The organism is Streptomyces sp. NPDC006458 (genome assembly GCF_040612135.1).
GTDB lineage: Bacteria > Actinomycetota > Actinomycetes > Streptomycetales > Streptomycetaceae > Streptomyces.
On record NZ_JBEXPR010000014.1, the window covers coordinates 186,054 to 205,920 of the forward strand.

At 71.0% G+C, this 19,867-nt stretch carries 16 protein-coding genes and 3 tRNA genes; 7 read left to right on the plus strand and 12 right to left on the minus strand.

The window, feature by feature from the left end:
• Window positions 1-159: 159 nt before the first annotated feature.
• The 3 genes from ABZZ79_RS20705 to ABZZ79_RS20715 all read right to left on the minus strand — a co-directional run bounded on the left by ABZZ79_RS20705 (window position 160) and on the right by ABZZ79_RS20715 (window position 4,449).
• Entirely contained in the window at window positions 160-2,097 is a 1,938-nt protein-coding gene (locus ABZZ79_RS20705; RefSeq protein WP_356690733.1) for a kelch motif-containing protein, read from the minus strand.
• Window positions 2,094-4,028, minus strand: coding sequence for a glycosyltransferase family 2 protein (locus ABZZ79_RS20710; RefSeq protein WP_356690735.1), 1,935 nt, complete (start codon window positions 4,026-4,028; stop codon window positions 2,094-2,096). Before ABZZ79_RS20710 ends, ABZZ79_RS20705 begins: the two co-directional genes overlap by 4 nt.
• Window positions 4,029-4,375: 347 nt before the next feature.
• Window positions 4,376-4,449 (minus strand) — tRNA-Lys (locus ABZZ79_RS20715).
• Between the two features lie 185 nt (window positions 4,450-4,634).
• Here ABZZ79_RS20715 and ABZZ79_RS20720 point away from each other — a divergent pair.
• The 4 genes from ABZZ79_RS20720 to ABZZ79_RS20735 all read left to right on the plus strand — a co-directional run bounded on the left by ABZZ79_RS20720 (window position 4,635) and on the right by ABZZ79_RS20735 (window position 9,163).
• Window positions 4,635-5,945: a peptidoglycan-binding protein gene (locus ABZZ79_RS20720; RefSeq protein ID WP_356690737.1), complete on the plus strand. Its 1,311-nt coding sequence runs from the start codon at window positions 4,635-4,637 to the stop codon at window positions 5,943-5,945.
• Between the two features lie 86 nt (window positions 5,946-6,031).
• The gene (locus tag ABZZ79_RS20725; RefSeq protein WP_356690739.1) at window positions 6,032-7,168 is read left to right on the plus strand and encodes an SPFH domain-containing protein; all 1,137 of its coding nucleotides are present in this window, start codon (window positions 6,032-6,034) and stop codon (window positions 7,166-7,168) included.
• Between the two features lie 829 nt (window positions 7,169-7,997).
• Window positions 7,998-8,603, plus strand: a complete 606-nt coding sequence (locus ABZZ79_RS20730; RefSeq protein ID WP_356690741.1) for a lytic polysaccharide monooxygenase — start codon at window positions 7,998-8,000, stop codon at window positions 8,601-8,603.
• Between the two features lie 104 nt (window positions 8,604-8,707).
• Window positions 8,708-9,163, plus strand: coding sequence for a hypothetical protein (locus tag ABZZ79_RS20735; protein ID WP_356690811.1), 456 nt, complete (start codon window positions 8,708-8,710; stop codon window positions 9,161-9,163).
• 59 nt (window positions 9,164-9,222) lie between these two features.
• Here ABZZ79_RS20735 and ABZZ79_RS20740 read toward each other — a convergent pair.
• The 6 genes from ABZZ79_RS20740 to ehuB form a co-directional block, all read right to left on the minus strand.
• Window positions 9,223-9,296, minus strand: a tRNA-Lys gene (locus ABZZ79_RS20740).
• 100 nt (window positions 9,297-9,396) lie between these two features.
• Window positions 9,397-10,155, minus strand: a complete 759-nt coding sequence (locus ABZZ79_RS20745) for an IclR family transcriptional regulator C-terminal domain-containing protein (protein WP_356690743.1) — start codon at window positions 10,153-10,155, stop codon at window positions 9,397-9,399.
• A gap of 195 nt (window positions 10,156-10,350) precedes the next feature.
• On the minus strand, window positions 10,351-11,082 hold the full coding sequence (ehuA, locus tag ABZZ79_RS20750) for an ectoine/hydroxyectoine ABC transporter ATP-binding protein EhuA (RefSeq protein ID WP_356690745.1): 732 nt from the start codon (window positions 11,080-11,082) through the stop codon (window positions 10,351-10,353).
• The gene (gene ehuD, locus ABZZ79_RS20755; RefSeq protein WP_356690747.1) at window positions 11,072-11,722 is read right to left on the minus strand and encodes an ectoine/hydroxyectoine ABC transporter permease subunit EhuD; all 651 of its coding nucleotides are present in this window, start codon (window positions 11,720-11,722) and stop codon (window positions 11,072-11,074) included. Before ehuD ends, ehuA begins: the two co-directional genes overlap by 11 nt.
• Window positions 11,719-12,366, minus strand: coding sequence for an ectoine/hydroxyectoine ABC transporter permease subunit EhuC (ehuC, locus tag ABZZ79_RS20760; protein WP_356690749.1), 648 nt, complete (start codon window positions 12,364-12,366; stop codon window positions 11,719-11,721). The genes ehuD and ehuC overlap by 4 nt, the downstream gene beginning before the upstream one ends.
• Window positions 12,363-13,253 carry an ectoine/hydroxyectoine ABC transporter substrate-binding protein EhuB gene (ehuB, locus tag ABZZ79_RS20765; protein ID WP_356690751.1) on the minus strand — a complete coding sequence of 297 codons (891 nt, stop codon included), beginning with the start codon at window positions 13,251-13,253 and terminating at the stop codon, window positions 12,363-12,365. The genes ehuC and ehuB overlap by 4 nt, the downstream gene beginning before the upstream one ends.
• A 422-nt stretch (window positions 13,254-13,675) precedes the next feature.
• Here ehuB and ABZZ79_RS20770 point away from each other — a divergent pair, with 422 nt between their 5' ends.
• Both ABZZ79_RS20770 and ABZZ79_RS20775 read left to right on the plus strand, forming a co-directional pair.
• Window positions 13,676-14,350, plus strand: a complete 675-nt coding sequence (locus ABZZ79_RS20770) for a decarboxylase (protein ID WP_356690753.1) — start codon at window positions 13,676-13,678, stop codon at window positions 14,348-14,350.
• 95 nt (window positions 14,351-14,445) lie between these two features.
• Window positions 14,446-15,552 (plus strand): LLM class flavin-dependent oxidoreductase, encoded by a 1,107-nt coding sequence (locus ABZZ79_RS20775; protein WP_356690755.1) that lies wholly within the window; start codon window positions 14,446-14,448, stop codon window positions 15,550-15,552.
• Here ABZZ79_RS20775 and ABZZ79_RS20780 read toward each other — a convergent pair.
• A complete protein-coding gene (locus ABZZ79_RS20780; RefSeq protein ID WP_356690757.1) occupies window positions 15,540-17,363 on the minus strand; it encodes an EAL domain-containing protein in 1,824 nt (607 codons plus the stop codon). The genes ABZZ79_RS20775 and ABZZ79_RS20780 overlap by 13 nt on opposite strands.
• Window positions 17,364-17,767: 404 nt before the next feature.
• Between ABZZ79_RS20780 and ABZZ79_RS20785 the strand changes: the two genes are divergently transcribed.
• Entirely contained in the window at window positions 17,768-19,030 is a 1,263-nt protein-coding gene (locus tag ABZZ79_RS20785) for a M6 family metalloprotease domain-containing protein (protein WP_356690759.1), read from the plus strand.
• Between the two features lie 91 nt (window positions 19,031-19,121).
• Here the strand turns inward: ABZZ79_RS20785 and ABZZ79_RS20790 are convergent.
• Window positions 19,122-19,195: transfer RNA gene (locus ABZZ79_RS20790), tRNA-Lys, on the minus strand.
• Entirely contained in the window at window positions 19,186-19,809 is a 624-nt protein-coding gene (locus ABZZ79_RS20795; RefSeq protein ID WP_356690761.1) for a bifunctional DNA primase/polymerase, read from the minus strand. Before ABZZ79_RS20795 ends, ABZZ79_RS20790 begins: the two co-directional genes overlap by 10 nt.
• Between the last annotated feature and the right edge of the window lie 58 nt (window positions 19,810-19,867).

Consider the following 19,867-nt stretch of genomic DNA (forward strand, 5'->3'; position numbering starts at 1 on the left):
CGAACAACCACAATCGACCGGCACCCGACAGCAATCCCGCGGAAGCGCGCTCCCAGGGGCGCGGGGAACGGCGCGAGAAACCACGAACTGCCCGCACCCGAGGAAGAAACACACGGGAGCGGGCAGTTCAGGAACACGACGCCGCAAAACCGTCGGAGACTAGGGCACCCGAACCCACCGCGCCGCGGACGGCACCCCCCGACCATCGGCCACGAACACCATGTACCACCCGGCCTGCACCAGATTCCGATTCTTCGGCACAGTCACCGTCACCTTGTCCCCGGACACGGAGAAGTCCAGCGCGACGGACCGCTGATCCACGTCCGTCACATGCGTGGAGGCCGAAGGCCGAATCAACCGCACCTTCTTGATCGACGACGCGTCCCGCGAGGTGAACGTCCCCGACCCGCCTCGCTCGATCGACTCGGGCCCCCCGGACAGCGAGGGCCGCGCCCCCTGGTACAGATACGGCGGCGTGTAGATCTCCACCCGCTGCTCGAACTTCCCCGGCTTCGTGTTCGCCTTGTCGCTGTACAGCGAGTCGGACCCGAAGAAGATCACCCGCCCGTCGGGCAGCAGGATCGACCCGGAGTGGTAGTTGCGCCCCACCAGCGGATCGGCGACCTGGTCGAAGGAGTTCGTGCCGGGGTGGTAGATCCGGGCCTGGAGGATGTTGGACCCGCCGCGCCCGCGATAGTCCTCCGACCCGCCCGACACCAGCACGGTGTCGTCCGGCAGGACCGAGACCTGCGGATACCGCGTGCCCTTCTCCATCGTGGGCCCGTCCACGAACTTCGGGTCGTCGGACTTGAGGTCGACGATCCGCGTCCGCTTCGAGGACAGCTTGGACTCGCCGACCCCGCCGCCCCCGATCACCATGTACTTCTCGTCCTGCGCCGGAGGCAGCAGCACGGTCCCGGCCGTCTCCAGCCGGTCGGCGTCGCTCAGCCCGGGAATCTTCGTGAACTTGTTGGTGTCCACGTCCCAGACGCCGGGCTCCCGCCCCACGTTGTCGGGCCCGTAGCCCGCGTTGGCACCCGAGTAGAAGATCTTCCCGTTCTGCATCAGGAACAGCGCCGGATACGTCGGGAACTGACGCAGCTTCTCGGTGTACGTCCACTTCTTGGTCTCGGGGTCGAAGACCTCGTTCTTCCCCGGAACCAGCTGCCCGATGTCGTCGAGCCCGGACACACTGAGGATCTTGCCGTCGCTCAGGGTCGTGAGCGTCGGGTACCAGCGCGCCTCGTTCATCGGGTCGACCTTGATGTACTTCTCGGCGACCGGATCGAACTCGTAGGCGTCCCGGATGCCCTGGAAGTCCTTCTTGTCCAGGGCGAGTTTCTGCGCGATGCCGTACGTGTTGCGCGCGGCGGCACCGCTCAGGCCCTGCACGCGGTAGTTGTCCTGGGTGCCGGTCTCGTACTCGGCGCCGCTCTGCTGGGCCTCGACGTAGATGCGCCCCAGGCCGGGGTCGTTGCGCAGGAACTCGCCCGTCACCGGGTCGAAGACCTTCTCGGCGCGGGGCACCAGCACCGGGTCCTTGGAGACGAAGGTCTTGCCGTTCGCCTTGCCGGTGAACTTGGTGCCCGCAGGCAGCGTGATCGGCTTGTCCGGGTTCTCGTTGTGGACGATCATCAGGCCGCCGGCCTTGGTGACGTCACCCTTCAGCTTCTCGTACCGCTTGGTGCCGCCCGCGATCAGCAGATTGCCGTTGGCGAGCTGGGTGTGTCCGGTGCAGAACAGGTCGTTCGGCGTCGACACCTTCTTGATGGTCCCCTTGACGGGGTCCCAGATCCGGGTGTCGAACTTCTTCGCGTCGAAGTTGTCCTGGTTGTTGCCGGACCCCGCGACCAGCAGGATCTTGCCGGTGCGCAGCAGCGCCGCGTGAACGGTGTTCTGCCGGTACTCCTCCGGGAACTCGACGATCTCCCAGCGGCCGTTGGCGGCTTTGTACTCGGACTTGTTGATCTGGTACTGGTGGTATTTCTCGGTGCCGAAGCGGTACAGCCACGGCCCGTTCATCCCGGCCAGCGCGAGTACCACGGCCGTGCCTATCGCGAGTCGACGGGCCCGACGGCGGCCTGCACGGTCGTTCATTCCTTACGTCCCCCAAGAGCGATGTGCATGGTCTGGTCGGGGCCCCCGTGTGTGGCGGGCCGGCTCTGCTGGGGCGGGTACGGGGCTCCGTGCGCGGACTCGGCGTCCTGTGGCCCCTGCGCGCTCACGGCGGGCCGCTTCGCGGCCTGGCGCAGCTCGTAGCGCCAGACGAAGATCGGCGTGGCGGTGATCAGCAGCGCGAACGAGGCCCAGATGATCATCGCGGGGTGGGCGTGGCCGAGGACGAAGCCGGCGGCGATCGAGGCACCGAAGATCGTGATGAAGTACCAGTGGTAACGGAAGGTGCCGAACCAGCGGTCCGGGCTGGCCGAGTCGCCCTTGGGGGTGACCACGAACTTGCTCTTGCGGCGCAGCGCGGAGTCGATGAGCGCCTTCGCGTACAGCGGTGCCGACAGCGCGGACATCACCATGCCGGCCACACCGCCGGAGCCCTCCGGCTCGTGCGGCGAGACGTTGTGGCGGCGGTTCCAGATGTACAGGCCGATCTGGAGCGCGGAGGCGTTGCCGTACAGCATCAGCCACACCGTCGGGTCGATGTTCACACCCGAGGCACCCAGGCCCAGGAACAGCGCACAGCTCAGGGCCGCGAGGATCCAGTTGAGGGACGAGATCGGGTAGAAGATGATCATCATCGTGTAGTTGAAGAGCTTGCCGGGGGGCATCGTCCCCCAGCCCCTCCAGTACTGCTTGAGGATCGTCTCGTACGTACCCCGGGACCAGCGCATCTGCTGGGTGAAGAAGTCGGTCCAGGCGCTGGGGCCCTCACCGACGGCCAGCACGTCGGGCGTGTAGACCGAGCGCCACTTCCGGCCCGTCGCCGGGTTCTTGTGGCGGTGGATCTCGAAGCCGGTCGCCATGTCCTCGGTGATCGAGTCGTACAGGCCGCCGATCTGCTTGAGCGCCTTGATGCGTACGGCGTTGGAGGTGCCGACGAACATCGGGGCGCCGTAGCGGTTGCCCGCGCGCTGGATCAGGGCGTGGAAGAGGAACTGCTGCGACTCGGCGGCCTTGGTGACGAACGTGTCGTAGTTGCCGTACACCTGCGGGCCGATGACGAAGCCGACGTCCGGGTCGCGGAAGAAGCCCAGCATCCGCTCCAGGTAGTTGGGCAGCGGCACGTGGTCGGTGTCGACGGAGGCGAAGTAGTCGTAGGCGTCGCCGTGCGCTTCCAGCCAGGCGTTGTAGTTGCCGTGCTTGGTCTTGGCGCGGTGCGGGCCCTTGGCCTGGTTCCACTTGGCGATGCCCTTGCGGGAGAAGTGGTGCACACCGAGCCGGGCGCACACCTCCCTGACCTCGGGGTCGTCGCCCTCGTCGAGGAGCCAGACGTGCATCAGGCCCCGGTGGCGGATCTTGACGGCCGCCTCCAGGGTCTTCGTCACCATCTCCAGCGGCTCCTTGCCGGGCACGAAGGAGGTCAGGAAGGCGACCCTGGTGCCGGTCTCGGGCACCACCGGGACCGGGTCGCGGGCGACCAGGGTGGCGTGCGCGTTCGACAGCACGTTCATGCAGCGGAAGAGCTCGATCAGGCCGATCGAGACGAGCATGACCACGTCGAGGGCCGGGAGGAAGTCGTAGGCCGGGTAGTCGCGTTCGGTCCAGTGCTCGGGCTGGAGCAGCCAGAACAGCAGCACCAGCGAGAGCACCGGCGCGGCCGCCAGCATCAGGGCCACCCGGATGCGGTGCGGCTCCTGGGATATGAGCGAGCGGTACTGCACGCGGTACGGCTTGTTCGGGTCCGGCTGGGTGAGGGGCCCCGCCAGTCGGCTGTAGTGCTCGTAGTCGTAGCGCGGCAGTGTCTTCTTGATCCGGCGGAAGGCGCCGGTGTTGCCCGTCCGATGGGAGACCGCCCTGAGCTGGGTTGTCTGGGACGGGTCGGAGTTCCCGTGGGCGCCCGCAGGCGTCGACGTCATGAGTCATCCCCCCACACGCAGGTCACCGCGTGTCTGTTGGTTCCTTTCGCCTGAGATGCGGTCCCCCTCGACCTGCTCAGGCGTGTTTGTGGTGGGTCCATGTCACCACGCCATCCACACCCTATAGACATGGAACCCCAACCCTCCGGTTGCATGATGCCCGTCTCGGCATCGGTTCGGGAACGGGGCCCCCTCCCCGTCTTCCGTGCAACCGTTTTCCGCGCCGCCCCCGTGGCGCGTTCCGTCACGGCCTCGCGCCCGCCAGGGTTCTACGGTGTTCGGCATGATCGCAAGGTGCCACGCAGAAGAAGGCCCCCCGCTGCTGCGGGAGGCCTTCTTCTTGTCTGTGCGCCGCCAGGGACTCGAACCCCGGACCCGCTGATTAAGAGTCAGCTGCTCTAACCAACTGAGCTAGCGGCGCCTGCTGACATCGTTAACTCTACATGACCACCGGACGTGCTCCCGACCGCCCGGGAGCGGGCCGGAACCCCGGCGCCGGCCGCGTACACCATTCGGACCGTCAGCATGCGCACCCACAACTCAGTTGGGAAACTGGGGAATGTGCACAGGCCTGGACAATTCCACCTGGGGTGTGAGGAGAATCGCATGGGGACTCCGGAGGCTCCGGTTTTCGAGGAATTCGATCCCGCGAGCGACTGCGGCTGCCCCGGCTGCGCCGGACGGGTCCCGCCGCGGTCCGGGGCGGCCGGCCACCCGGCCCCGCACCGGGTGCTCGCGGTGGCCGCGGTCGCCTCCGCCGCCCTCGGCGCCGGTCACGCGGTCCCGGCCGCCGCCGCCCCCCACGCCTCCCAGCGCCCCGGCGTTCCCGCAGGTGACGAGCCCGAGACCCCGCAGGGTGGCACCTCTCCGCTGCACGGCCCGGCGGGCCGCCCCGCCGACACGAGCGTGGTGCGGACGCCCGAGATCACCCGTGCGGAGATCATCAACCGGGCGAAGCAGTGGGTGGCGGCGCGCGTCCCGTACAGCATGACCGCCTACTGGTCCGACGGTTATCGGCAGGACTGCTCGGGGTTCGTTTCGATGGCCTGGAATCTCCCGGGCAACGAATGGACCGGCAGCCTGGACCAGTACGCGGACCGCATCACGAAAGAGGAGCTCCAGCCCGGCGACATTCTGCTGTTCCACAATCCGGCGGACCCGGAGCGAGGCTCGCACGTCACCCTTTTCGGCGGCTGGACCGATTACACCCACGGCTACTACATCGCCTACGAGGCGACCATGCCGTACGCCCGCATACAGGCGACGCCCTACCCGTACTGGAGCCACGCCGACGAATATCTCGCCTACCGGTACAAGGGGGTCGTCCCCGGCACGGGCACCGGCGGGTCGGAGCCGGAGCCGGAGCCGGAGCCGGAGGTGAAGTCGCCGTACCCGGGGGCGGGCTACTTCGGGCCCGGCGCGAACAACGAGTACGTCACCCAGCTCGGCCGCATGCTCGTCCAGCGCGGCGCGGCGCGCTACTACACCTCCGGGCCCGGCCCGCGCTGGTCGGACTCCGACCGCGGGGCGACCCAGGCGTTCCAGCTGGCCCAGGGCTGGACGGGCGCGGCCGCGGACGGGCTGCCGGGGCCACGCACCTGGTCGCTGCTGGTCAACGGCCAGGGACGGAACATCACCGCCGGGGCGGCGGGCCCGCCCGCACCCTCCTCGCCGAGGGTCCCCCCGTTTCCGGGGCGGGGCGTGTTCCGGCCCGGGGCGAACAACGCCTACGTCACCCAACTCGGGCAGCGGCTCGTGAAGAAAGGGTTCGGCAGGTACTACGCCACCGGGCCGGGCCCACGCTGGAGCGAGGCCGACCGCCGCGCGGTCGAGGCCTTCCAGCGGGCCCAGGGCTGGCGCGGAAGCTCGGCGGACGGCTACCCGGGGCCGGAGACCTGGCGGCGGCTGTTCGCGTAGCGGGGACCCTTGGCTCCCTCCGGAGCCGCGGGTCCCCGGAACCAACCACTGGCATGACGCATCTGGCGCGGAGGCTGGAGGCACGCATGAGTACGACCACTTCTCCCACTCCTGAGTCCGGTCCGCCCGAGTCCCGGCCACCCGAGGGCGGTGCGCCCCGGCCGGGCCGGCTGATCCAGAACGAGGCGACCACCGAGATCCCCGTCCATCTCCTCTTCCGTGACGAGCCGGACCCGGCGCCGGTGCCGCTCGGCCCCGCGGTGGTGGCCCGCCGCCAGGGCACGGGCGAACAGCCCCGGGTGCGCAGGCCCGTCGCGGCGCAGGCCCGCCCGGTGCCGCAGGTCGATCCCGAGCTGGCCGAACGGCCCGCCCGGGTGCTGCCCGGAGCCGTGGGCATCCTCGCCGGGGCCTGCGGGGCGGCGGGCTGCGCGGTCACCTCCTGGTGGTCGGGGGCCCTGCCGCCGGCCGCGGTGGAGGCGCTGGGCCTGCCGTCGTCCGCCGCGGCCGGGCTCGGGCCCGCGCAGTGGGCGGCGTACGCCGGGGCCGGGGCGCTGGGGCTGTTCGGCTTCGGCGGGCTGGCCCGGGGGCGGACCGGGCGGGCCTGGGTGCTCGGGCTGTTCGGCCGCTACCGGGGGACCGTCCGGCGCACCGGCCTGATGTGGGTCAACCCGCTGCTGCTGCGCCGCCGGGTGGACGTCCGGCTGCGGCACTGGCGCAGCGAGGTCCTGCCCGCGGCCGACGCGAGCGGGGTCGCGGTGCGGGTGGCGGTGCTGGTGGTGTGGCGGGTGCGGGACACCGCGCGGGCGGTGCTCGGGGTGGAGGACCACGAGACGTATCTGCGCGAGTGCGTGGAGGCGGCGCTGGCCCGGGTGTCGGTGGAGATGCCGGGCGGGGCGGGCGGCTCGGTCGCGGCCACGGGGGAGGCGTTGACCCGGCTGGTGGTGGCGGAGGCGGCGCCGGTGGGGCTGGAGGTGTTCTCGGTGCAGCCGGTGCGGGTGGAGTACGCCCCGGAGGTGGCGGCGGCGATGCACCGCCGCCGGATCGCCGCGCTGGACGCCCGCCACCGGGCGAGCGTGCTCACCTCGGTCGTCGACTCGGTCGAGGACACGGTGACCCGGCTGACCATGCGCGGACTGGTCGAACTGGACGACTACGAACGCAAGGCCCTGGTGAAGGACTTGACGGTGGCGTTCTGCGCGGGCCGCGGCGAACAGTCACCCTGAGGGCCCGCGGGCGGACCGCCGCCGCTGGCTTCCGGTGGTCGGGTGGTTCGGCTCGGGGGTGTGTGGTGGGGTTTCGGGTGCGGGTTGTCGGTGGTTTGTCGCGCAGTTCCCCGCGCCCCTGGGGGTGCGGTGTCCGGTGGCTTGTCGGGGTTCCGGTGGGTGTCGCGGGGGGCGGTTCGCCGAGTGCCGGGCCGCATCGCGTGCGGTGGTCCGTTGAGCGTGCGGTGGTCCGGTGCGGCGGGAGTGGGATTTTGGGCGGCGGGCATACCGCCGCTGGCTTCCGGTGGTCGGGTGGTTCGGCTCGGGGGTGTGTGGTGGGGTTTCGGGTGCGGGTTGTCGGTGGTTTGTCGCGCAGTTCCCCGCGCCCCTGGGGGTGCGGTGTCCGGTGGCTTGTCGGGGTTCCGGTGGGTGTCGCGGGGGGCGGTTCGCCGAGTGCCGGGCCCTGCCATGTGCGGCGGGGGGCGGTTCGCCGAGTGCCGGGCCCCGGCATGTGCGGCGGGGGGCGGTTCGCCGAGTGCTGGGCCCCGGCATGTGCGGTGGTCCAGCGGGATGCAGGTGGCGCCGCGTCCGGCGGCCCATCGGGGCGCGGCCGCGCCGCGGACATCGCTCCGCCGTGCGTCGGGCCGGGACCCACCGGGGACGGCGGTCCGCCGAGCCCCGTCCCGGTGTCGGCGCCGACACCGCTCGCGGCCGCCCCCAGGCCCCGACCCGCACTCGGCGACGGCGTTTGTGGTTGGTATGGACATGTTCAACTAACCGCAATACTCTGCCACTTGGTCTAGACCTGCACGGCTCACTGAACCTCCCCACGTTCTCCAGGAGCGGCAGTATGCGCAAAAAGACCAAGTTGTACGCCGCCGCGGTGGGTCTGGCCACCACGGGAGCGATCGTGCTCTCCTCCGGCGGTGCCAGCGGTCACGGTTACACAGACCTCCCCATCAGTCGGCAGAAGCTCTGCCAGAACGGCACCGTCACCGGCTGCGGCTCGATCCAATGGGAGCCGCAGAGCGTCGAGGGGCCGAAGGGCTTCCCCGCCTCGGGTCCCGCCGACGGGCAGATCTGCAACGCGGGCCTGGGCCAGTTCGCCCCGCTCAGCTCGCCGCGCACTCCGTCCGGCGGTACCTGGCCGGCCACCAAGGTGACCGGCGGGCAGAGCTACACCTTCCGCTGGCAGTTCACCGCCCTGCACGCCACGACCGACTTCAAGTACTACGTGACCAAGCCGGGCTGGAACCAGAACCACAACCTGTCCCGGTCCGACCTCAACCTCACCCCGTTCCTGACCGTGCCCTACAACGGTCAGCGGCCTCCGGCCACGCTCTCGCACAGCGGCACGCTTCCGTCCGGGCTCAGCGGTCGGCACGTGATCCTCGCGGTGTGGACGATCGCCGACACGGCCAACGCGTTCTACGCGTGCTCGGACGTCGCCTTCTGATGGTGACTTGAGCAAATCCGCGTCCCCAGGCGGGTACGTTCCCCCTGCGCCGGTTACGACCGTGCCGGCGCGGGGGAGCGTGACACGACTTCGGGGGAAGCGTGATGGACGTCTTTTTCTACCTGGTTCCCGGCCTCATGATCGCCGGTGCCCTCTTCCTGGCGTACCGCGTGGTGCGCCGCTGGCTCCAGCTCAGCGCGGCCTGGAACAGCGGGCTGACCGCCGAGGCCCGCTGTATGCGCGTGTACACGACCACCTACGGCGGCGCCGGCGACACCTCCGTGCGCACGGCACTGCACCACGTCTACGAGTTCACCGCCCGCGACGGCCGCGTCGTCCGCTTCGAGGAGGAGGGCGGCCCGGGTACCACCGTCGAGGGCGACTTCGTCACCGTGCGCTATGCGGAGGGCCCGAGTGTGGTGGCCACGGCCCTGGCCCCGAGACACGGCAGGGCGGCGGCGGGTGCCGTGGGCACCCTGGTCTTCCTCGGCGTGTTCGTCGCGTTCTGCGTCGGCTTCATGGTGACCTACGCCACCGCCTTCCAGGACTTCCCCGGCTGACCGCGGTCGCACCGGGCACACAGAAGGGCCCCTCGCTCTCGCGAGAGGCCCTTCCTCTGTGCGCCGCCAGGGACTCGAACCCCGGACCCGCTGATTAAGAGTCAGCTGCTCTAACCAACTGAGCTAGCGGCGCATGACCCTCGCCTTCCGCTTCTCGCGGCCGACGACGAAGAAAATACTACCTGGTCCCGGGGAATGCTCTGACCCGCCTGCCCCGGGACCGTCCCCGCCCGTCAGATCGCGAGCGACAGCAGCACCGGGGCCGCGTTCCGGTTCAGGGTGTCGGCGGCCTGGCGCAGCCGGTGCGCGTGCTCGACCGGCAGGGACAGGGCGAGGCAGCCGACCGAGGAGCCCGCGGTGATCGGCACGGCCGCGCAGACCGTGCCGACCGCGTACTCCTGGAGGTCCAGCACCGGCACGGTCGGCGGCTGCGCCTCCAGGCGCGAGAGCAGCAGCTTGTCGCTGGTGATCGTGCGCGAGGTGAGGCGGGCCATCTTGTGCCGGGAGAGATGGTCGCGCCGGCCGTTGTGGTCCAGCTGGCCCAGCAGGCTCTTGCCGACCGCGGTGGCGTGCGCCGACTGGCGGAAGTCCACCCACTCGTTCACCGCGGGCGTGCCCGGCCCGTCGGCGTACTGGGTGACCTTCACCTCGCCGTCGACGTACCGGCTGATGTAGACCGCCGCGCCCACGGAGTCCCGCAGCCGGTTCAGGGTCCGCTGGAGCTGGTCCCGCAGGGCCTCCTCGCGTTGGTGTGCCGAGCTCAGTCGGGCGAGCGCGTCGCCGGTGACGTACGCCCCGTCGGCGATCTGCTCGACATAGCCCTCGCGACGCAGCATCCGCAGGAGCGTGGTCAGCCGCTCCTGCCCGAGTCCGGTCTCGCGGGCGAGCTCGGCGTCGGTGACGCCGGTGGTGTGCCGTGCCACGGTCTCCAGGACGCGCAGGGCGTCCTGTGCCGAGTGGTACGGCGCGGTCGGCTCGTGCTTCAGCGCCACGGTTCCCCCTGCGGTCGCTTTTCCTGGCCGTGATCCGGGTGTCGGATCCACTCAACGATAACCGTCAAACGGCCGATGTGGAGCGGTTGTTGGCGAGAAACGAGCCCTCTCAACTGGGAGGCGGACCCAGTGGCATATGCCGTTGACATGTCCCATTGTCGAGACCTGGGGTGTTCGGCCGTTCACACCGTGTCGTCAGAGCACCGCCCCGAGAAATTCCCGCGTCCGCTCCTGCTCGGGTTCGCTGAAGATCTTCTCCGGCGGGCCCGACTCCACGATCCGGCCGGCGTCGAACATCAGGACCTCGTCGGAGATGTCCCGGGCGAAGTTCATCTCGTGGGTCACGCACAGCAGGGTGATGTCGGTGCTGCGGGCGACGTCGCGCAGTACGTCGAGGACGCCCGCGACCAGCTCCGGGTCCAGCGCCGAGGTCACCTCGTCGAGCAGCAGCACCTTGGGCCGCATCGCCAGCGCGCGGGCTATCGCCACCCGCTGCTGCTGCCCGCCGGACAGCCGGGCGGGCTTCGCGTCGCACTTGTCGGCGAGCCCGACCAGGTCGAGCAGCTCCCGCGCCCGCTCCTGGGCCTCCTCGCGGGACTGGCCGAGCACGGTGACCGGGGCCTCGGTGATGTTGCGCAGCACGCTCATGTGCGGGAACAGGTTGAACTGCTGGAACACCATGCCGATGTTCCGGCGCACCTCGCGACGCTGTCTCTCGGAGGCGGGGAACAACTGCTGCCCGTCGACCGCGATCGTGCCCGCGTCGGGCTCGGTCAGGGTCATCAGCATCCGCAGGATCGTGGTCTTTCCGGACCCGGACGGCCCGATCAGGGTGACGTGGCTGCCGCTCTTCACCTTCAGGTCCAGCCCGTCCAGGACGGTCTGGCCGCCGAACTTCTTCGTGACATTGCTGATCTCAACGGACAAGGCGTCGCTCCAAGGTGCGCAGGAGTACGGAGGCGAGATAGGAGACGAGGACGAAGGCCACGCCGATCACGGTCAGCGGCTCGGTGAAGCGGAATTCCTGCTGCGAGAACAGCCGCGCCCGGCCGAGCATGTCCAGCACGGTGATCGTCATCAGCAGCGGCGTGTCCTTCAGCATCGCGATGACGTAGTTGCCGAGCGCGGGCACCACCCGGCGCACGGCCTGCGGCAGGATCACCACGGACCAGGTGCGGTGGCGCGGCAGGCTCAGCGCGGTCGCCGCCTCCCACTGCCCGGCGGGCACCGCGTCGATGCCGGCGCCGTACACCTGCATCGTGTACGTCGAGTAGTGCAGCCCGATCGCGAGGACGCCGGTGGTCAGCGCCGAGAACGCGAGGCCCCACTCGGGCAGCACATAGAAGAGGAAGAAGAGCTGCACGAGCAGCGGGGTGTTGCGGACGAACTCCGTGACCGCCCCCACCGGCCAGCGCACCCACCGGGTCGGCGTGCGCATCAGCAGCGCCCACACCAGCCCGAGCGCGAACGACACCAGCGACCCGAGCGCGAGCGCCTTCAGGGTGACCAGCAGCCCGTCCCAGAAGTGCGGCATGAAGTCCCGTACGGCGTTCCAGTCCCAGTTCATCGGGCCACCCCTGCCTTCAGCCGGTTCTCCAGGCCCTTCATCAGCCGGGTGAGCACGAACGCGATCGCGAAGTAGATCAGGAGGATGTACGCGTAGATCTCCGAGCTCTCCTGGAGCGCGAGCCGCACCAGGTTGCCGCTGAAGGCGAGGTCGCCCATGCCCATCACGGACACCAGCGCGGTGCCCTTGAGCAGCTCGATCAGCAGGTTGCAGAACGGCGGCACCATCTCCGGGACCGCCTGCGGCAGCAGCACCCGCCGCATCCGCTGCCAGGGCGTGAAGCTCAGCGCGATCCCGCCCTCGTTCTGCGCCGGGTCCACGGCGTTCAGCGCCCCGCGCACGATCTCCGAGCCGTACGCCCCGTAGGTCAGGCCCAGCGCGAGCGTGCCCGCCCACAGCGGCACCAGCTGCCAGCCGAAGGCGACGGGCAGCACGAAGAACACCCAGAAGATCATCACCAGCGCGGAGGTGCCGCGGAACACCTCGGTGTAGAAGCCCGCGAGGAAGCGGACGAACCAGCGGCGGTGGACGCGGGCGACGCCGGCGACGAAGGACACCGTCGCGGCCAGCAGCGCGCTGAGCACGAGCAGTTGGAGGGTGGTCCAGGTCCCCTCCAGCACGAGTTCCCACAGTCCCGGCGTCATGAGCCGCACAGCTCCTTCGCGGTCAGATCGGTCATCTCGGCCTCGGTGAACCCGAACGGGCGCAGCACACGCAGCAGTTCACCGCTGCGCTTCAGTTCGCGCAGCTCGGTGTTGAAGGCGTCGCGCAGCCGCGTCTCGTCCCGCCGGAAGGCGAAGGCGCCTCCGTCCACGTGGGGGCGGCCGTCCACGAGCGGCGCGAACGGCTCGGTCGCCTCGGCCTTGGCGGACTTCTTCACCACCTCCCGGGCCGTGATGGCCGTCCCCGCGAACACGTCGACCCGCCCCGCCTCAACCGCGTTCAGCCCGGCGACCTGGTCGGGGACGATGAGGATGTCGCTCTCGCGGTATCCCGCCCCGACCGCGTAGTCGATCTCCGCGTACCCGGTGCCGGTGGCGAACCGGGCCTTCTTCCGTACGACGTCCCGGTAGTCGCGCAGGCCCAGGGGGTTGCCCTTGCGCACGATGAACGCGTCGAGCATCTGGTAGTCGGGATCGGCGAAGACGACCTGTTCGCAGCGTTCGGGGTTGACGTACATCCCGGCGGCGACGACGTCGAACTGCTGCGAGTTGAGACCGGGTATGAGCGACCCGAACTCGGTGGGCACGGGCTGCACCTCGGGCACGCCCAGCCGTTTGAAGACGACCTTCGCCAACTCCGGGGCCTCACCGGTGAGTCGGCCGTCGGTGTCGATGTAACCGAACGGGATCTCCCCGGCTATCCCCAGCCGGACGACTCCCTGGGCCCTGAGCCGTGCCAGCAGGTCCCCTCCCCGCACCCCGGAGGCGGTGGCCACCCTCGAACATCCCGCGACCCCCAGCGCACCGGCCGCCGCCACCCCCGCGAGCAGCGACCGACGAGATCTTGACGTGCTGTGTGATCGAACCATGGCGGCGCGGCTACCCGGGGCCGGCCGGGTTATGCCCCCGGGAACCCGGGTACGGGGCGGCGGATTTGTGACCGGTCGGTGTGCGAACCATGGAGGGAGGCCGGGAGCGGAGGCCGGGAGGGGGCGGGAGAGAAGCCGGGTGGGAGGCCGGGTGGGAGGCCGAGGGAAGCCGGGTGGTTGGCCGGGGAGGCCGGGTGGGAGGCCGAGGGAAGCCGGGTGGTTGGCCGGGGAGGCCAGGTGGGAGGCCGAGGAGGGAAGCCGGGTGGATGGCCGGGGAGGCCGAGGAGGGAAGCCGGGAGGTTGGCCCGGGAGGCCGGGTGGGAGGCATCGCCCGACCGGGTGAGCGTGGTGAGGGCACCCCGTCCACGGGGTACCCGTCCGCCGGGCCCTCACCGCCCCACGACGGCAGGAAGGCGCATGACATGACCGCACTCGGAGTCCTCCACCCGGGCCATTCGGCCGACGACGACTACCCGCGTCTGGAGCAACTGTTGGGCAGCGACATCCGGGTGGACGTCGTCCGGGTGGACATCGACGATCCCGAGCCGCTCGCGCGGGCCGTCGAGCAGCTGCGGCTGACCGGGGCGGAGGCGGTGGTCTGGGCCGGCACACGGGAGAGCTTCGCCCCCGGGTGGGACGGCGCCCAGGACCGGGTCCGCGCCCTGGCCCGGACCGCCGGCCTGCCCGCCTCCTCGACCTCCTTCGCCTTCGTCCACGCCGCGGCGGAGGTCGCCGCCCGCCGCGTTGCCGTGGCCGCCCCGTACACCGGCACCGAGGCGGCCGCCTTCGCCGACTTCCTGCGGGCGGGCGGCCTCGAGGTGACCGCCGTGCACGCCGAGCGGTCCGGCGACTGGGACGAGGCACGCCTGCTGGCCCACATCCGCGCCGCCGACACCCCGGACGCCGAGGCCGTGCTCGTCCCCGGCACCTCCCTGCGCACGGTCGCCCACCTGCCGGCCCTGGAGGAGGCCCTGGGCAAGCCGGTCCTCACCGCCCACCAGGTCACGGTCTGGGAGGCGCTGCGCCTGACGGACCGCAGGGTGAACGCCCCCATGCTGGGCGTGCTGTTCACCCGCGAGCCGATCGTGCAGGTCTGACGGGAGCGCGCGCCGCGGCGGGCGGCCGGAAATAAACGGAGACAGTCCCCTGTTAACGCCCGAAGGACCAGGCGAGCAGCACACAGGAGGCCCCCGTGACGGCAGACGAGATCCGCGGAACGATCCACGGAACGGCCCCCGTCCCCCTGTCCGTACTGGATCTCGTGACCGTCGGCTCCGGCCGTACCGCCACCGACGCCCTGCGCACCAGCGTGCGGCTCGCCCGGCTCACGGAGTCCCGGGGCTTCCACCGCTACTGGGTGGCCGAGCACCACTCCATGCCCGGCGTGGCCTCGTCCTCCCCGGCCGTGATCCTCGCCCACCTCGCGGCCCACACGGACCGCGTCCGCCTCGGCTCGGGCGGCGTGATGCTGCCCAACCACGCCCCGCTGGTCATCGCCGAGCAGTTCGGCACGCTGGAGGCGATGGCACCCGGCCGGATCGACCTGGGCCTCGGCCGGGCCCCCGGCACGGACGGCGCCACCGCGGCCGCGCTGCGCCGTTCGGACACCCTGGACGAGGCCGCTGACGCCTTCCCCCAGCAGCTCGCCGAGCTGACCCGGTTCCTGGACGACGACTTCCCCGACGGCCACCCCTACCGCCGTATCCACGCCGTTCCCGGCCCGGTCCAGGCGACGTCTCCCGGTGGGGTGCAGTCCCCGCACCGCCCGCCCATCTGGCTGCTGGGCTCCTCCGGTTTCAGCGCCCGGCTCGCCGGGATGCTCGGGCTGCCGTTCGCCTTCGCCCACCACTTCTCGGCGCAGAACACCGTCCCGGCGCTCGACCTGTACCGGGAGTCGTTCACGCCGTCCGCCGTGCTCGCCGAGCCGTACGCCCTGATCGGCGTCTCCGCGCTCGCCGCCGACGAGGAGAGCGAGGCCCGCCGGCAGGTCAGGGCGGCCGCGCTCAGCATGATCCGGCTGCGCACGGGCCGGCCGGGTCTGGTGCCGACCCCGGAGGAGGCCGAGGCGTACGACTTCAGCCCGCTGGAGCGGGAGTTCATGGACTCCTGGAACGCCAACGTCGTCCACGGCACGGCCGACGAGGTCCGGGCGGGCCTGGACGACCTCCACAAGCGCACGGGCGCCGACGAGCTGATGCTCACCGCCAACGCCCACAGCGGCGAGATCCGCCTGCGCTCCTACGAACTGATCGCCGACGCGTACGGCCTGCCGACGGCGTACGCCCCTCAGCCCGCGTAGGACGCGGGCGCCAGCAGCCCCGAAATACGATCCGGCGTCACCGGGCGGGAGTACAGCCAGCCCTGCCCGGTGTCGCATCCGATCCGCCGCAGCCGTTCCGCCTGTGCGGATGTCTCCACGCACTCCGCGGTGACGGTCAGCCCGAGCCGGTGGGCGAGCTGGATCATCGCCTCCACGACGACCTCGTCGGCCGGGTTCGGCGGCGCGCCCTCGCCCTCGTACTGGAAGCCGCGCACGAACGAGCCGTCGAGTTTCAGCACGTCAACCGGCAGCCGCGAGAGATAGGCGAGGTTGGAGTAGCCGGTGCCGAAGTCGTCGATGGCGATACGGACGCCCATGCCGCTGAGTGCCTGGAGCACCTGGAGGGGCCGGCCCGCCGAACCCATCACCGCCGACTCGGTCAGTTCGAGCTGGAGCAGCCCGGGTTCGAGGCCCGTCTCGGTGAGGATGCGGTCGACGTCGGCCACCAGGTCCGAGTCCCACACCTGGCGGACGGCGACGTTCACGCTGACGAACAGGGGTTCCTCGCCAGGGTGTTCGAGCTGCCAGCGGCGGGCCTGACGGCAGGCGGTGGCCAGCACCCAGCGGCCCAGCGGGACGATCGCGCCGTCCTCCTCGGCCAGTCCGATGAACCGATTCGGCGTCAGCGTGCCGAACTGCGGGTGGTCCCAGCGCACCAGGGCCTCGACCCCGCGCAGCCGGCCGTCCGCCATACCGACCAGGGGCTGGTAGTCCAGCCGGAACTCGCCGCGTTCGATGCCGGGCCGCAGTGTGGAGGCGAGGGCCTGACGGGTCATGCGGTGGGCGTTGCGCTCGGGGTCGAACAGGGTCCAGCGGTCCTTGCCGTCGGCCTTCGCCCAGTACAGCGTGGTGTCGGCGGCCTGCATCAGCCCGGTCGCGGTGGTGTCGGCGGCGAGGCGTTCCACCACGCCGACGGACGCGGTGACCGACAGCCGCCGGCCGGACAGGTCGAAGGGCGCGCGCAGCGCCAGGAGCACCGATTCGGCGAGGTCGGCCACCTGGTCGGTGCCGGTGGAGTCCTCGACCAGCAGGGCGAACTCGTCGCCGCCGAGCCGGGCCACCAGCGGCGCGCTGGCACGGGCGTAACCGGCCTCGTCGGCACAGCGGGTGAGCCGCTCGGCCACGGCGGCCAGCAGCCGGTCGCCGACGCGGTGGCCGAGGGTGTCGTTGATCGCCTTGAAGCCGTCGAGGTCCAGGTAGCACAGGCCGATCCGGCCGGTGCTGCCGCGCTCCTCCGGCACGGCCTCCAGCGCGGCGGTCAGCCGCTCGAAGAACAGGGTGCGGTTGGGCAGCCGGGTCACCGGGTCGTGCATCTGCAAGTGCCGCAGTCTCGCCTGGAGTTCACGGCGGGCGCTGATGTCGGCGACGGACAGCAGCACGCCCTCGGTGTCCTCGTCCAGCGGCGACACCGTGATCTGGACCCAGACGGCGTGTCCGTCCGGGTGTTTGATCCGGCGGCTGCAGCGCAGCCGGGCGCGGCGGCCGCGCAGGACCTCGCGGTAGGCGTGCCAGGTGCGGCCGTCCGAGGCGAGGTCGACGAGTTCGGCCGCGACCTGTCCGGTGACCGGTCGTTCGGCGGTGCCGAACAGATGGGTGAAGCTGTCGTTGGCGGTCGCGACCAGTCCTTCCCGGTCGACGACGGCCATCGCCAGGGGGGCCGAGGCGAAGGCGGACCGGAAGGAGTCCGGAGCCTCGGTACCGGTACGACGAGACGCTTGGAAATCACTCTCTGTGACGGCCGGCCCGATGAGGTCTGCCGCGGGTGTCGGCCCTTCGGACGTTCCGCTCACCGCTCGCTCCCGCAGTGCACTCGATCTGCTGGGTCTCTGCTCGATCTCTGTCCGGGCAGGAAGTGTCAGGAAAGTGTGCCGATCATAGAGGCTGCCCCTTGACCCTTCCAGCCGTTCTCCAGTGTCCCCCGTGTACCGGCGCGCGACCCGCCTTTCGGGTGGATCGTTTCTGCCCCCGGCTGGGCGGGTTTCTTCGGCTGTCGACCGATTGTGACGGACCGTGAGCGGTTCGGGGGTGTCGCGCGCGTGCGGACGGGACCGGGGGCCCCAGGCGCCCCACCTCTCACTCGTCCGGTGCAGACAAACAGGGCGTATGACATGAAAGTCACACAGGCTGGACTGCGGTGTCCCTCCCTCACTGCCTCCAGGGCGTGGGGGCACCTCGACCGCGTCCGGAGGTCCCTGTGCCGCGTCCGCTCTCGCGCCCCCGACTGCGCAAGCCCGCGGCCGTCCTCACCACGATGTCGGCGCTCGCCGCCACCTCCTTCGTCGGCGCCCCCTCGGTCGCCGAGTCCTTCTCGGCCTCGCCCTGCGCCCTGGAACGCACCAACGCCCACCACTCCGAGGGCGTCGCGACCTGGAACGCCGCGTATCCGCGGCCCGCCCGCTCGCTGGACGCCGTGCTGGTCTTCCTGTCCTTCCCGGACGCCGAGCCGCTCACCACGCCCCAGGAGCTGACCGCCGATCACTTCCCGGCCACCAGCGCCTTCTTCCAGCGGGCCTCCTACGGCAGGTTCAGCCTGCGCCCGCACGCGCTGCGGCAGTGGATCACCATGCCCCGCGCCTCCACGGCGTACGCCATACGGCGTGACTGGACCGCCGCCCACCGGGCCGCCTATCTGCGCGACGCCCTCAGGGCGGCCGACCGGAAGGTGGACTTCTCGGCGTACGACATCGTGTACTTCGTCGCCGATCCGGACGCGCCCGGTGTGGACTCCGACGCCACGAAGGTCGTCAATCTGGACGTGCCGCTGCGTGCGGACGGCACGAACATCCGCCGGTTCGTCACCGTGTTCGAGAAGCATCCGCCGGACCGGCTGGTGCTGGCCCATGAGACCGGGCATGTGTTCGATCTGCCGGATCTCTATCACCGGCCCGTGGACGGCGCCGGCGACTGGGACACCCATGTGGGTGACTGGGACCTGATGGGCAGCCAGTTCGGGCTCGCCCCCGACCTCTTCGCCTGGCACAAGTGGAAGCTGGGCTGGCTGGCTCCGCGGCAGGTGACCTGTGTGCGCGGCACCGGGCCGGTCCGGCTCACCCTGGAGCCGCTCGGGGCCGGGCCTGGTGTGCCGGTGACGGGGGCCGCCGGGGCGCCCTCCTTCGGGCTCGGCCGCGGCACCAAGCTCGCGGTGGTGCGCACCGGCTCCGACAGCGTGCTCGCCTTCGAGGCGCGCGGCCCCCTCGGCAACGACGCCGGCGCCTGCCGGAGCGGGGTGCTGGTCTACCGGGTGAACAGTTCGGCCTTGTCCGGCGGCGGCCCGGTCGAGGTGATCGACGCCCACCCCGACACCGAGGCCTGCTGGGAGACCTCCGTCTATCCGCCTCTCGCGGACGCGCCCGTCGATGTCGGGGAGACCTTCACCGTGCCCGGGGACGACGTACGCGTCGAGGTGGAGGGGCGGACCCCGGCGGGGGCCTGGACGGTGCGGATCGACCACGTGTGACCCAGGGACCGTTTCGTGGCCACGGGACGAAAAACGACGGGCGCCCTCGGATGACCGAGGGCGCCCGTCCAGGTCTGCGACCTATTAGCTGTGCGCCGCCAGGGACTCGAACCCCGGACCCGCTGATTAAGAGTCAGCTGCTCTAACCAACTGAGCTAGCGGCGCCTGCTGACGTCGTAGACCTTAGCATCCTGATCGGCGGGAGGAAAAATCGATATCCGCACCGCCTCGCGGGCCACCCGCACGGCCGCCCAGATCAGCGCCTCCGGGCCCGGTAACCAGGGATGACGGGTGTCGGGGGCGACCAGCCAGCGGGAGCCGAGAGGGTGCCGGGCGCCGGGGTCGCCGACGGGTGGGGGGACGGTCACGGCGTCGCCGGTGCCGTGGCACAACAGGGGCGGCACGGCCGCCGTACGCCCGCCGTCGCCGGAGCCGAACTCCTCCCATTCCAGCAGCGACGGCAGCCGCTGGGCGGTGCCGGGCGCGGCGAACAGCAGGGTGCGGCCGCGGAACACCGCCACCGGCCCCGAGCCCGGCCCGTCCTCCCACAGCCGGTCCAGCATCCGGCGGCCGAACACCGCCGGGGCGCTCACCACGTCGAACGCGGAGCCGCAGGGCAGCACCACGGGGGCGTCGGGGTGTTCCCGCCAGAGTGCGAGCGTGCTGCGCGGATACGCTCCTGCCGAGGCGAGCCAGGCGGCTCCGTCCGGGGTGAGCCCCGCGTTGCCACGGCCCTCGTCGAACAGGCCGGAGGTCGGTTCGTGCCGAAAGCTGCTCATGCCAGCCAGATGTACCGGGCGTGAGCGTCCCGTCTCGCTGTGTTGGGGGAAACCGGGA

Bases quoted from the DNA above. Each gene is read 5' to 3' on its own strand.
- ABZZ79_RS20705 (WP_356690733.1), bottom strand. From the start codon at position 2,097: ATGAACGACCGTGCAGGCCGCCGTCGGGCCCGTCGACTCGCGATAGGC.
- ABZZ79_RS20710 (WP_356690735.1), bottom strand. From the start codon at position 4,028: ATGACGTCGACGCCTGCGGGCGCCCACGGGAACTCCGACCCGTCCCAG.
- ABZZ79_RS20720 (WP_356690737.1), top strand. From the start codon at position 4,635: ATGGGGACTCCGGAGGCTCCGGTTTTCGAGGAATTCGATCCCGCGAGC.
- ABZZ79_RS20725 (WP_356690739.1), top strand. From the start codon at position 6,032: ATGAGTACGACCACTTCTCCCACTCCTGAGTCCGGTCCGCCCGAGTCC.
- ABZZ79_RS20730 (WP_356690741.1), top strand. From the start codon at position 7,998: ATGCGCAAAAAGACCAAGTTGTACGCCGCCGCGGTGGGTCTGGCCACC.
- ABZZ79_RS20735 (WP_356690811.1), top strand. From the start codon at position 8,708: ATGGACGTCTTTTTCTACCTGGTTCCCGGCCTCATGATCGCCGGTGCC.
- ehuD (WP_356690747.1), bottom strand. From the start codon at position 11,722: ATGAACTGGGACTGGAACGCCGTACGGGACTTCATGCCGCACTTCTGG.
- ehuC (WP_356690749.1), bottom strand. From the start codon at position 12,366: ATGACGCCGGGACTGTGGGAACTCGTGCTGGAGGGGACCTGGACCACC.
- ehuB (WP_356690751.1), bottom strand. From the start codon at position 13,253: ATGGTTCGATCACACAGCACGTCAAGATCTCGTCGGTCGCTGCTCGCG.
- ABZZ79_RS20770 (WP_356690753.1), top strand. From the start codon at position 13,676: ATGACCGCACTCGGAGTCCTCCACCCGGGCCATTCGGCCGACGACGAC.
- ABZZ79_RS20795 (WP_356690761.1), bottom strand. From the start codon at position 19,809: ATGAGCAGCTTTCGGCACGAACCGACCTCCGGCCTGTTCGACGAGGGC.